A 13,155-nucleotide genomic window follows, 5' to 3' on the forward strand; every position below is an offset into this window, starting at 1 on the left:
GGTAGAGTTTCTCTACCCTTTTCACTATCTCCCTGAAATGAATTGCACATGTTTCGCTACTGCATCTGTTTTTTAATTTCGCTGGCCCTGCTTAGTTCCTGTAAAAACGCTTCCAGAATGGGCTTTGAACTGATACCCGCTGAAAAATCCGGTATTCAGTTTGCCAATACCATAGCAGAAAATGATTCCATCAATATTCTCGACCTGGAATACACATACAACGGGGGAGGGGTGGCAATCGAAGATTTTAACCAGGACGGACTGCCTGATATTTTCTTCACCGGAAACAGGGTCGGCAATCATTTGTATCTCAACAAAGGAGATCTCAACTTTGAAGACATCAGTGCAACTGCCGGAATCAGTGGTAATGACAAATGGTCAACTGGTGTGGCAGTGGTGGATATCAACAACGACGGACTTAAAGATATTTATGTAGGTGCATCCATCTCAAAAGATCCGTTGAAAAGAGCCAACATGCTCTTTATAAATAAAGGTGCTGGTAAAGATGGAAAACCTTTATTCGAAGACCAGGCCCTTGCTTACAACCTGGCAGATACCGGACATACCACACATGCGGTATTCTTTGATTATGACAATGACGGCGACCTGGATTGTTATGTTCTTACCAATAAAGTAGGTGCCGATCGATATCCCAATCAATACAAACAAAAACAACTGGATGGCACAGCCGAAAATACAGACCGGCTGTATCGAAATGATTTTGACAGCAGCAAAGGACATCCTGTTTTTACCAATGTATCTAAAGAAGCTGGCATATTACAGGAGGGGTACGGACTTGGGGTAGCCATCGCCGATATAAATGGAGATGGCTGGAAAGATATTTATGTGACTAATGATTTTCTTACAAATGATATTTTGTGGATTAATAATAGGGATGGCAGTTTTACGAATCGGGTAGAACAATATTTCAAACACACATCTTACTCCGCTATGGGTAATGATGTAGCGGACATCAATAACGATGGCTTGCCAGATCTGATCGCAGTGGATATGTTGCCTGCATCCAATGATCGAAAAAAAATGATGATGGCTGCCAACAGTTACCAGAACTATCTGAACAATGAAGAGTTCGGGTATCAGTACCAATATGTACGTAATACGTTGCAATTGAACCTGGGTCCGGCCTGGAAAGATTCTGCCGGAACCTCACACCCTGTTTTTGGAGATATTGCTTTCTTTGCCGGTGTGGCTGAAACAGACTGGAGCTGGGCTCCGCTGTTCGTTGATTTTGATAATGATGGCTGGCGCGACCTGATGATCACGAATGGTTATCCGAAGGATATTACAGATCGGGATTTTATGACCTATCGCGCATCCGCAAATAAAATTGCTCCTAAGGAAATGATCCTCGATCAGATTCCGGAAGTAAAGCTCTCCAATTTTATTTTCAAAAATTCGGATGGTACCAGGTTCACAGATCAAACTAGCGACTGGAATTTCGATAGTCCCAGTTTTTCCAGTGGTACCGCCTACGGCGATCTGGATAACGATGGAGATATGGACCTGGTGATCAATAATACCAACCAGGTGGCGATGGTTTATAAAAACAAGGCAATTGAGAAATTATCTGATAACCAATACCTGCAGGTGCAGTTGGAAGGACCTGCAAACAATCTGGACGGTTTCGGTACAAGAATAGAAATCCGCCAGGGAGACAGCTTGCAGGTAACAGAGTTCAGTCCATACCGGGGTTATCTATCCACCATGCAGGACATCATCCATTTTGGATTGGGAAAACATAAGCAAATTGATAAATTACTGGTTACCTGGCCGGATGGGAAAGTTCAGCAATTGGAAAATCTTCCCGCTAATCAACGACTCGTTCTACATTACAAAGATGCGGTGACTACTGTGTTGGAAAAACAGGAACCTTTAACTCATTTGTTCACGAATATAACTGAATCCATACAGCCCTCCTACCTGCATCAGGAATACGATTACAGTGATTTCAATGTACAGAAATTGCTGCCGCATAAGTTATCTGAATTCGGTCCGGCTATGGCGGCAGAAGATCTCGATGGCAATGGTCTTACAGATCTTGTTATTGGCGGATCCTTTGGTTATAGTGCATCCATACTGCTTCAGCAAAAAGATGGTTCATTTCAAAGAACAGAACTGATTCCGGCTGCTGATGCACAGAACAAACCCTGGGAAGATATGGGTATCCTTTTATTCGATGCAGAAAAGGATGGCGACCTGGATTTGTATATCACCAGCGGTGGTTATGAATTGGAAGCCGGGTCAAACAACTATCGTGATCATTTCTATCTGAATGATAGCAAAGGAAATTTTACAGAAGACAGCATGGCTATTCCTGTAAACACGATAAGTAAGTCCTGTGTCAGGGCTACTGATATGGATGGAGATGGTGATCTGGATTTACTGCTGGCAGGAAGAGTAAAACCCTGGAACTATCCATTACCGGTATCCAGTACCTTGTTGTTGAATGAATCCGGAAATGGGAAGGTTCAGTTTAGGGATGCAACCAAAGAACTGGCGCCTGATCTGCAGGAATTAGGGATGGTTTGTGATGCCATCTGGACAGATATCGATAATGATAACTGGCCCGATCTCTTGTTGGCAGGAGAGTGGATGCCGGTTACTATTTTTAAAAATGAAAAAGGCAAACTGAAACGTATAAACGAAACGGGACTTGAAAAAAAATCCGGCTGGTGGAACAGCATTGCGCCCGGAGATTATGACAATGATGGGGATATTGACTATGTGGTTTCCAACCTGGGCTTAAATTCATTTTATCGGGCATCGGATAAAGAACCGGTACACATTTACGCAGGTGATTTTGATAATAACAAATCACTGGATGCAATTCCAACCCTTTACCTTCCGAATGCAGAAGGGCAACGCAAGGAGTTTCCTGCCCAAACCAGGGATGATCTTATCAAACAGATGATTAGTCTGCGCAGAAAATTCCAGAATTATAAATTGTTTTCGACTGCAGGTATCCGTGAGATACTGAACGACTCGTTGATTCAAACAGCCTGGAAGGGAGAAGTGAATCAATTGGCTTCAGTATATATTGAAAACAAAGGAAATGGTAAATTTTCCATGAAGGAATTACCGATGCTGGCACAGGTTTCTATGTTAAATGGCATGTTTGTCGAGGACCTTAATGGAGATGGAAACCTGGATTTGATAAGTGCCACCAACGACTATGGTACTGAAGTATCAGTTGGCAGGTATGATGCCCTGAATGGATTGGTATTGCTGGGTGATGGCAGTGGAAACTTTTCATCCTTGTCAATTGCCTCCTCCGGATTTTATGTGCCGGGAAATGGAAAATCAGTGGTATGTATGGTAGGGCCAGATCAAAGCATTCGGCTGGCAGTTTCTCAAAACAGGGGAGCACTGCAATGGTTTAACTGGAAAGGGGCACTCGCGCAAGTGCAGCCAGCAAGTGACGATACATATGCTATTATCTCTCTTACTAATGGTAAGCAAAGAAAACAGGAGCGCTATTGGGGATCCGGATTTCTTTCCCAATCGCCTTTCCTGCTCTTAACCAACCAACAGGTAAAGCAAATTGAATATTTTTCTGGATCAAAAACCGGATCGAAGTGAAGACAACAATGAAGCACACTAAAGTACTCCTATATCTCGCCTTCCTGATAGTGATCAGTACATGGGTTGCCTGCACGGATAAAAAATCCAAAGCAGTAATCCTGCCTGCGGTAGAAATCTTGCACGCCAATCAGAAAAAACTTACTGACCTGATTATTTATGATGTTTTTTCTCCTCCTGTTGCGGCAAGAATTTATAGTTATACTTCACTGGCTTCCTATGAAGCGATCCGGCACCTGCAATCGGATCAAGCATCTCTTACAGCTAAGCTGCCTGGCTTCAAAGCTATGCCTGAGCCGGAAAAAGGGAAAGAATATAATTTCGTACTCTCCGCAACAAGGGCTTTTCTGAGTGTGGCAAACAATCTCACATTTTCAGTTGATACCCTGTTACAATATGAAAAAGGCGTGCTTGCAACTTTCAAAGCCGGACTCGAACCGAAAGTGTACGAAAGGTCTATCGCATTTGGTGAAGCCATCGCAAAAAAAATAATGGAAAGAGCAGCAATTGATAACTATCCGCAAACCCGCGGTAAACCACGTTATATTGGAAGTCGCTTACCCGGCAAATGGAAACCAACTGCTCCGGATTACAGTGACGCGGTGGAACCCTGTTGGGGTGATATGCTTCCCTTTTACAACGATAGTGTTGCTGCCTATCCGTTACCTCCTGCACCTGCTTATTCCATGAAGGAATCTGATCCTTTTTATCAGCAGGTAATGGAAGTTTATACCATTGGAAAAAATCTCACCGAAGAACAAAAACTAATCGCCACCTACTGGGATGATAATCCGTTTGTAACTGAACATGAGGGACACCTGATGTTTGCAAATAAGAAGATTACGCCTGGTGGCCACTGGATGGGAATTGCTTCTATTGCCTGTAAAAAAGCAGGAACAGATCCTGTAAAAACAGCCAGGGTGCTGGCACTTACCGCCATGAGCCTGATGGATGGCTTCATCCTTTGCTGGGATGCCAAATACAAGTATGAACTCGTTCGACCCATTACTGTGATCAATGAACAACTTGATAAAAACTGGTTACCTTATTTACAAACTCCTCCTTTTCCGGAATACCCAAGTGGGCATAGTGTAATAACTGCTGCAGCAGCTACGGTGCTGACGATTGAACTGGGAGAAAATTTTGCTTTTCATGACGATAGTGATAAAGAATACATAGGACTGGAGCGTGATTTCAAATCGTTCCAGGAAGCAGCCGCCGAAGCTTCTATCAGTAGGGTATATGGAGGCATTCATTTCCGGCCGGCGGTAGAAGAAGGAACAAAACTGGGAAGCTGGTTGGGGGCTGAGCTCATGAAGAAAATCAATGCAGCAGAATGAGGCCGGTTGTTTTTTTAGTTTGTTTTTTGTGGCTATTTTTTTCAAATTGCCTCGGGCCAGAAAAAAGAAAGTTTACAGACACAAATTCAGCACAGGGATTTGAATTGGCTCAGCAATATTGCCAATCCTGTCACCTTGTACCTCAGGCCAACGACCTGGATAAAGCTACCTGGGCAAATTATGTGCTACCGAAAATGGGTTTGTATCTGGGCTATCATTCTATGGGAATGAACCGGTATATCACTAAAACAGCTAAGCCAATAGTTTCTGCGGAAGAATGGGATAAAATCCGGCATTACTTTATTACGGAAGCGCCCGATCAACTAGCTGATACCAGTAACCGAAAATCAATCAAAACAGGTTTGGATGGATTTGAAGTACTGCGTGGTTCACAATTAACAGAGCAGCCCCTTACAACTTATATTGGATACCAGGAAACAACAGGTCAGTTACTGGTTGGTGATGGCATGAAGCCTGCCCTGTTTGTAACAGATCCCACCGGAACATCAAAGCCAGCTACTCTTTCAACCGGTGTTGGAATCTCGCATATTATTGCTGATTCCTCCCTCTATGTTTTGACGATGGGGGTGTTGCAACCATCGGACAGCCGGCTGGGTACATTGGTGAAATTTGATGCCTTAACAGGAACCGGACAAACAATGTTGGACAGCCTACAGCGACCGGTTCATTTTGTACTGGAAGATCTGAATCAGGATGGCAGGAAAGATATTGTTGTTGCAGAGTTTGGAAATCAATCGGGGCAATTATCCTGGCATGAGCAAACACCGCAAAATACTTTTCTGAAACACATACTTCGGGCACAACCAGGTGCAATACGAATTATCAAAACCGACTGGAATAAGGATGGCCATCCTGATATAGTGGTTTTAATGGCTCAGGGGGATGAGGGTGTGTTTTTATATGAAAACACCGGGACTGGTCAATTCAAAGAAAAAGTCTTGCTGAGATTTCCGGCAGTACATGGAAGCAATTATTTGGAAATGCTGGATTATAACCAGGATGGATTGCCAGATCTGCTGGTAACAAATGGGGACAATGGCGATTATCCACCGGTTATGAAACCCTACCATGGTATCCGGATCTTTCAGAACCTGGGGAACAATAAGTTTGAACAGGTGCTCTTTCTTCCAATGAACGGGGTAGGTAAGGCTATGGCTGCTGATTTTAACCAGGATGGTCAACTGGATATTGCAGCTATCTCTTTTTTCCCGGATAGGGTGAATAGTCCGGATGAAGCTTTTGTTTTCTGGAAGGGCTTGGGCCAGGGTGTTTTTGAGCCCTCCAGTTTTCCGGAAGCAAAAAATGGAAACTGGCTAACCATGGACCGGGCTGATATGGATGGGGATGGCGACCTGGATATCGTACTTGGTCAGGCATCTTTTGGACTAAATGAGTCCGGGTCAGGCCAGGCTTCTGGTTTGAAAAACTCCTGGATACTGCTAAAAAACCGGTTGCGATAACTTACTAGTTAACTAGTCGGCTGTTTTGAGCATATTGTTGAATCGGCGCATGAATAAAGAGGCAGGAACCATCTTTTATGGTATTGATAATGGGGCGTGCCAGGTAAGTTGGAATAGCCGGACAACCATAACTTCTGCCCAGGTAGCCCTGGCTTTCAATAAGTGATTCGGAAACATAATTTGCTCCATGTACCACAATCGCCCGGCGAAGTGCGTTATCATTAATGCCTTTTTCAAGTCCGGATAATTTTAAAGAATACCCATTACTGCCATAGTAAGTCGATTCTGTGCGATAGAAACCTGGACTGCTCATATGAGATTTGGCCCGGTTGGAATAGGCAACGGCCTGGTCCTTTCCGGAATTCCGGCCATGCGCAACATAGGTATGAAAGAGCAACTGATTTTTTTCTAAATCAATGATATATAATCTTTTAGAAGTGCTGGGCTGACTGAAATCCGCAATACTGAGAATGGATGAATTGGATAGTTCTCCCTTTTTTTTCAGTTTCTCCCAGCCGCGAATGGCCTGCTCAAATGCATCTGCAGAGAGCCCCAGGGAATCCAGCCCTAATCCGTGGTATACTGAAATCCATACACCAATAGCCGGAGCTTCAGCGATGCTGCTGTCTGAATAGCTGTTTTTGTAACCGGATGGGATTGTTTTATTGCCAGGGTAGGCACTTATGGATAATGTGGCAATCACTAGGATAGTGAATAATAAGCCTGCTGATTTATACTGCATACTAATAGTCCTTTTTTTAACCAGATCAGATGGCAAAGTCATCGAATAGACGATCAGTGCCAGAAAAGAGTTGCCTTACCTAACGTGCAAAAATTCCCGAACCATATTCAAGTTAGCGAATTTTAGCTTTTTCGGGCAGAGTTTAAGCCGTAAAAACGCTATAGGAGAATTACGAAGAATTGAAAATATTTCAATATGTAGTGAATAACACGTGAATAATCTGGGGTGCTGCAAGGGGAAATTGGCCTCAAGTTTGTTTACTATGGACGAATCCAACATAAAATCCAATTCCTGAAGAACAGTGTAAGGCCCGTTTTTTCAGTCCATGCCTCTGAAAGCAATTAATCTGGCCTCTGACAACCGAATTATCTACCGCAGTGGCGACAAGAGATGTAGTGATACGTCTCTTTTTTTATACACTTTCTATGGGATGAGGAGCAATCGTACGGCAAAGGGTGCGCATTTTTTGGATCACCTGCTCAATGGTGTCTTTTGAAATCTGCAAAAAGTGCTTATTGGTATGCTGATCGTCTTCCGCAAATTCCAGATAAAGTTTGGTGGCTGCAAGGGTCTGGGCAAAATCCTCGTGCATCTTGTAAGCTATATATTTCAGTTCCTGCCTGAATTCTTCTGTTTTCAACTCCGTTTTTTTAGAGGCCGCCAGTAAGAGGTCGTTTTTATGTTCGAGGAGTTGCTTGTTCTGCAATTTGGAAACAACCAGCCGTCCAATTTGCTGTGCAATTTTTTCCATTGCAATAATCTGGGTTTCACTCAGTCCATCTCTTTTTTCAACCCCCATTACGGTGAGACAGCCAGATTTGAAACCTGCATCCAGTCTGATTGGTATAGATGCTAAAAACTGGATTTGTGTGGGCAATTGAATCTGGTAAGGTGCGTATGTGGTAGTTAGCTGATCCATATCAGCGACTATCAGAATAGAATCACATTGTGCCGGAACTTTATACTGATGTTCTTGAACATCTGGAAATCCTAACCATTCAGCCAGGCCTTTTCTCACAAAGTATTTTGTAACACCTAAAAAGCTAATCGCGGCAACCTGGCAATCGCTGATATGGGCAGCCAATTCAACGGGTAAATGCAAATCTTCGTCGCTGACCATTTCCACTGGCATAGACTGCGAACTGTGTCCGGGTGGAATGGTTTGGTTGGTATGAGCAAGAACCGTGATCATAACTGGGGTCGGTTGGAGTTAGGTGGTTAAAATTCGCTTACTTCTGATCCGGCAAAGTGTTTCTAGCCGCATTCCCAGGTAGGAGGCGGAATACTTTAGCGGAATACGGTTAATGAGTCCGGGATGTTTTTCAACGAAACGAAAGAACTTGTCTTCCGCGGAAGGAATTCTGCTGATGAATGCTCTTTCTTCAGCTCCCCGGTAATTGTCTTCCAATAATAACTTTGTGATGAAAGGAATCTCCGGACAGTTTGCAAACAGGAATTCAACTGCCTCAGCACTAAGGGCAACAAACTCACATTCGGTTAGGGCCTGAATATACTCCTCACATTCCTGTTCAAGCCCGATATTACTGATGCTTGTGATCATTTCTCCCTCTTCATTTAACCAGGTGGTGATTTCTTCGCTCTTGTATTTCCGATATCCTCTCACAACGCCCTTGACCAGGAAATAAAGCGTGCGGTGATCCATTCCTGGTTTAAACAAAAACGCCCCTTTCTTTAACGTGATGGAAAAGGAGTGCTGGCTGATCAGCTCTTCGGTTTTCATGCTCAGCGGGTAAAGTGCATTCAGAAATTCGGTCAAATGATGCTTACTACTACTCATATGCATTGATGGTCACACTATTAGAAACTCAAACTTCTATCAAATGTTGTGTTTTCTAACCTGTGGTGAATGGGTAAAATTTTGGAAATAGTTTGTAAAAAATACAGGTTTTTGGCTTTTTCATAAGTGAAAACCTGTAAAATTAGTGTCAGATAGGCCACTATTTTATACTTTAAAGGCAGATTTGTTTGATAATTGTCAACCTTTTTTCTTAAAAATTTCGTTTGATATAAATCAAAGCCCTGAGTAAAGGCCTCATACGATATTTGTAAACCATGGTTATTCAAAGCACTCCGGACAGTTCCCGCTTATTTCAATTGTTGGGCAGTTTGCATCCGCTTACCCCGGAGATTATTGACTTTCTTACTCAAAAGGCTACAACCAAAACGGTTCGGAAAGGCAAAATGCTCCTGCGGAGTGGTGAAATTTGTCACCACCTGTATTTTATCTCCAAAGGAGCAATCAGGGGATTCATAAAAGAGGAAGACAAGGATATTACTACCTGGATCTCGATAGACAATGAAATTGTGACCTCCATCTCCGGTTTGAATGACCAGGCACCTTCCAGAGAAAATATCCAGGCAATTGAAAATTCGGAATTGTTGGTGATCAGTCATGCCGACCTCGAAACCCTGTACCGGAATTACCTTGAGTTCAATATTGTTGGAAGAAAGTTGCTGCAACGCTATTACCAGGATGCGGAAGGCAGGGCTTTTGTTGCACGCATCCCGGGTACTGATCATAAATACCAGTATTTTGTAGAGCATTACCCGCACCTGATCAACCGGGTACCCATTAAATACATTGCGTCTTTTCTGGGTGTTACCCTGGAAACCCTGAGCCGGGTGAGGAGACGATTATCTGTATAAATCAACAAACATGTCTAACCGAAAAGCAGCCGGTCGCCGTCATTTTATAAAAGGACTCGGCTCTGCTGCATTGGCGATAACCCTGCCATCCTTGAGTGAGGCAGCTGGCAGCGAAAAGGAAGTTATACTCACTCCAACGACTAAGCGAATCAATGCCAATGATCGCATACGGGTTGGCGTTATAGGGATGGGAATTATGGGACACCGCAACCTGAGAACAGCATTAAAAGTGCCGGGTGTTGAACTTGCTGGCGTATGCGATCTTTACCAGGGCCGACTAATTCGCGCGAAGGAAATTTATGGTGCTGACCTTTTCACAACGATGGATTATAAGGCGCTTGTTGACAGACCTGATATCGATGCGGTTATTGTAGCAACCAGTGATCACTGGCATGCACCTATTGCTACATATGCCCTGCAAAAAAAGAAAGCAGTTTATGGGGAGAAGCCCGTGGTTCATAAAATTTCGGAAGGACTACCTCTTATTTCAGTACAGCAACAGTCAGGTGCCATCATGCAGGTGGGTAGCCAACGTGTTAGTAGCCTGCACTATGCAAAGGCAAAGGAATTATATAACGCTGGCGCGATTGGCAAACTGAATCTCGTAGAAGCTACTTATGATCGGCAAAGCGCTATGGGTGCCTGGCAATATACCATGCCCCTGGATGCATCTCCGGCAACTGTGGACTGGGATGGATTTATCCGTGCATCGAAAAAACCTCCCTTTGATGCGAAGCAGTTTTTCTGGTGGCGAAATTACCGGGCTTTTGGAACAGGAGTAGCAGGTGACCTTTTTGTGCATCTGTTATCAGGGGTGCATTTAATAACAGGTTCTCTTGGTCCCACTAAAATTTATGCAACTGGTCAGCTCGCTCATTGGAAGGATGGGCGCGATGTACCGGATATCATGACTGCCATTATGGATTATCCTGCTACTGCCCAGCACCCTGCATTTCAACTAACGCTAAGGGTCAATTTTATCAGTGGAGGAGGAGATACCAGTTCGATTCGGTTGATAGGGGATGAAGGTGTAATGAAAATTGGTGGCCGCGATCTGGAACTCACGCACAGCATCATGCCGAAAGCGCCGGGCATTGGTGGCTGGGATGCGTTGGAAACCTATCCTGCAGCCATGCAGGAGGAATTGCGCAAACAGTACAATAGTCGGTATTCACAGGCTGATCACCAGCGCCCTCAAAAGGAGCCGATCCGATTTGTCAATCCACCCGGGTATGATGAGCACCTTGATCATTTCATGAATTTTTTTGAAGCCATGCGTACGGGTAAACCGGTGATTGAGGATATTAGCTTTGGATTCCGTGCAGCTGCTCCCTGTATTGCCTGCAATGACAGTTATTTTCAGCAGCGGATCCTGCACTGGGATCCTGTTCAGATGAAACTCATCAACAAGAAATAAACAACTATGTATTCGGCTAATCCTGATCGTTATAACGGAATGCAGTACCGTCGCGCTGGTAAAAGTGGGTTAAAACTGCCTGCTCTCTCTTTTGGGCTCTGGCATAATTTCGGTGAGTTGGATCCTTATGCCAAATCAAAATCCATTGTATTCAAGGCATTTGATCTGGGCATAACTCATTTTGATCTGGCGAATAATTATGGTCCGCCTCCTGGAGCTGCTGAAACCAATTTTGGCAAGATCCTTAAAGAAGAGTTGGGACGCTATCGCGATGAACTGATCATCTCCACCAAAGCAGGCTGGCCCATGTGGCCGGGCCCCTATGGCGATCTGGGATCAAAAAAATACCTGGTTGCCAGCCTGGATCAGAGTTTGAAACGCATGGGATTAGACTATGTCGATATCTTTTATCATCACCGGCCGGATCCTGATACGCCGATGGAAGAAACCATGGCGGCATTGGACCTGCTGGTGCGACAGGGGAAAGCTTTGTATGTAGGGATATCAAGTTACAGTGCGGAAGAAACCCGAAAGGCTGCAAAGTTGTTGAAGGAGTTGGGAACGCCCTGTCTGATTCATCAGCCCAAATATTCCATGCTGGATCGGTGGGTGGAAAATGGATTACTGGATGCAGTTGAGTATACAGGTATGGGATGCATTACTTTTTCTTCATTGGCGCAGGGGCTCTTAACCAACAAATACCTGAAAGGCATACCGGAGGGATCAAGGGCTGCCAGACCACTGGGCAATGGAGCCATTGAAGCAGAGCAGATCACTCCGGAAAACATTGCGAAAGTGAAACAACTGGATGAACTGGCGAAAGAGCGCGGTCAGAGCCTGGCCCAGATGGCTTATGCCTGGGTACTCAAGGATCCAAGAATTACTTCTGTGATTGTGGGCGCCAGTCAACCTGAACAGGTGGAAGATGCAGTAGGCTGTCTGAAACACCTGCAATTTACTGCAGATGAATTGCAACGTATTGAAGACATCCTTGCCAGCTGAAAAAGTTCATAAAACCCGCTACGCACCAACACCCAGTGGCTACCTGCACCTGGGCAACCTGTATTCCTTTATACTAACGGCAACTATCGCCCGAAATACCAGCGCTTCGATACTCCTGCGAATAGATGATATGGATCGGGATCGGTTTCGGCAAGAATACCTTCAAAATATTTTTAAAACATTGCGTTTTTTTGAGTTGCCTTACCAGGAGGGACCAAAAGATGAAGTTGATTTTTTGAAGTACTGGTCGCAGCAACACCGATTGGATAATTATACAAAAGCATTGGATGAATTGAGGCAAAAGGGATTGTTATACCCCTGTGCCTGTACCCGAACGGATTTGCAAAAAGCCGGCCTACTTTCAGGCTGTGCCAGAGATTGCAGTACAAAATTACGGCTGGATGATCCGGGATTGAATTGGCGTTATCGAACCCCGGAGCAGTCGCAATTCCTGCAACTGTTCACCGGAGAAACAATCGCCTATGATTTCCCCGTTTCCATGAAAGATTTTATCGTGCGCAAAAGAGATGGAACACCTGCCTATCAGTTGTGTTCAGTAGTAGATGATACGCGGTTTGGCGTAAACCTGGTAGTGCGGGGTGTTGATCTGCTGGAAAGCAGTATAGCACAGGTAGCATTGAGTCATTCATTGGACAACAACACTTATGCAACTGCTGTTCACTTTCATCATCCCTTGCTTACAGATAAGGCTGGCTATAAACTCTCCAAATCGGAAGGCGCCGAAAGTTTGCATACACTTATAAAAAGTAGCTCTACTCCGTCCCAAATACTTACCCTGCTTGCACAGCGATGTGGTATAAACCATCTGGTTTCACATTGGACGGATTTCACTTACTCTGAACTTACTTCGATTGTATAAGCGGATGACAGCAGATTCCATAGCTT

Annotated in this window: 10 protein-coding genes; 7 read left to right on the top strand and 3 right to left on the bottom strand. The window is 44.3% G+C overall.

The window, feature by feature from the left end:
• The first annotated feature begins 48 nt into the window (after nucleotides 1-48).
• The 3 genes from MD536_RS00875 to MD536_RS00885 all read left to right on the top strand — a co-directional run bounded on the left by MD536_RS00875 (nucleotide 49) and on the right by MD536_RS00885 (nucleotide 6,421).
• Entirely contained in the window at nucleotides 49-3,600 is a 3,552-nt protein-coding gene (locus tag MD536_RS00875; RefSeq protein WP_239594813.1) for a VCBS repeat-containing protein, read from the top strand.
• 8 nt (nucleotides 3,601-3,608) lie between these two features.
• Nucleotides 3,609-4,940, top strand: a complete 1,332-nt coding sequence (locus MD536_RS00880; protein WP_239594815.1) for a vanadium-dependent haloperoxidase — start codon at nucleotides 3,609-3,611, stop codon at nucleotides 4,938-4,940.
• A 194-nt stretch (nucleotides 4,941-5,134) separates the two neighbouring features.
• Nucleotides 5,135-6,421, top strand: a complete 1,287-nt coding sequence (locus MD536_RS00885) for an FG-GAP repeat domain-containing protein (protein WP_239594817.1) — start codon at nucleotides 5,135-5,137, stop codon at nucleotides 6,419-6,421.
• 4 nt (nucleotides 6,422-6,425) lie between these two features.
• On the opposite strand, the gene MD536_RS00890 is transcribed toward MD536_RS00885, so the two are convergent.
• From MD536_RS00890 to MD536_RS00900, 3 genes are all read right to left on the bottom strand, one after another.
• Nucleotides 6,426-7,163 carry a murein L,D-transpeptidase catalytic domain family protein gene (locus MD536_RS00890; RefSeq protein ID WP_239594819.1) on the bottom strand — a complete coding sequence of 246 codons (738 nt, stop codon included), beginning with the start codon at nucleotides 7,161-7,163 and terminating at the stop codon, nucleotides 6,426-6,428.
• Between the two features lie 412 nt (nucleotides 7,164-7,575).
• Nucleotides 7,576-8,355: a hypothetical protein gene (locus MD536_RS00895; RefSeq protein ID WP_239594820.1), complete on the bottom strand. Its 780-nt coding sequence runs from the start codon at nucleotides 8,353-8,355 to the stop codon at nucleotides 7,576-7,578.
• An 18-nt stretch (nucleotides 8,356-8,373) separates the two neighbouring features.
• Nucleotides 8,374-8,961, bottom strand: a complete 588-nt coding sequence (locus MD536_RS00900; protein ID WP_239594822.1) for a Crp/Fnr family transcriptional regulator — start codon at nucleotides 8,959-8,961, stop codon at nucleotides 8,374-8,376.
• A 275-nt stretch (nucleotides 8,962-9,236) separates the two neighbouring features.
• Here MD536_RS00900 and MD536_RS00905 point away from each other — a divergent pair, with 275 nt between their 5' ends.
• The 4 genes from MD536_RS00905 to MD536_RS00920 are packed head-to-tail and all read left to right on the top strand — an operon-like array spanning nucleotide 9,237 to nucleotide 13,129.
• Nucleotides 9,237-9,830, top strand: a complete 594-nt coding sequence (locus MD536_RS00905; RefSeq protein ID WP_239594824.1) for a Crp/Fnr family transcriptional regulator — start codon at nucleotides 9,237-9,239, stop codon at nucleotides 9,828-9,830.
• Nucleotides 9,831-9,840: 10 nt separating this feature from the next.
• The gene (locus MD536_RS00910) at nucleotides 9,841-11,247 is read left to right on the top strand and encodes a Gfo/Idh/MocA family protein (protein ID WP_239594826.1); all 1,407 of its coding nucleotides are present in this window, start codon (nucleotides 9,841-9,843) and stop codon (nucleotides 11,245-11,247) included.
• Between the two features lie 6 nt (nucleotides 11,248-11,253).
• Complete coding sequence (gene mgrA / locus MD536_RS00915) at nucleotides 11,254-12,249, top strand: L-glyceraldehyde 3-phosphate reductase (protein WP_239594828.1); 996 nt, start codon at nucleotides 11,254-11,256, stop codon at nucleotides 12,247-12,249.
• Nucleotides 12,212-13,129 (top strand): glutamate--tRNA ligase family protein, encoded by a 918-nt coding sequence (locus MD536_RS00920; protein ID WP_239594831.1) that lies wholly within the window; start codon nucleotides 12,212-12,214, stop codon nucleotides 13,127-13,129. Before mgrA ends, MD536_RS00920 begins: the two co-directional genes overlap by 38 nt.
• The last annotated feature ends 26 nt before the right edge of the window (nucleotides 13,130-13,155 follow it).

The organism is Flavihumibacter cheonanensis (assembly GCF_022352215.1).
Lineage (GTDB): Bacteria > Bacteroidota > Bacteroidia > Chitinophagales > Chitinophagaceae > Flavihumibacter > Flavihumibacter cheonanensis.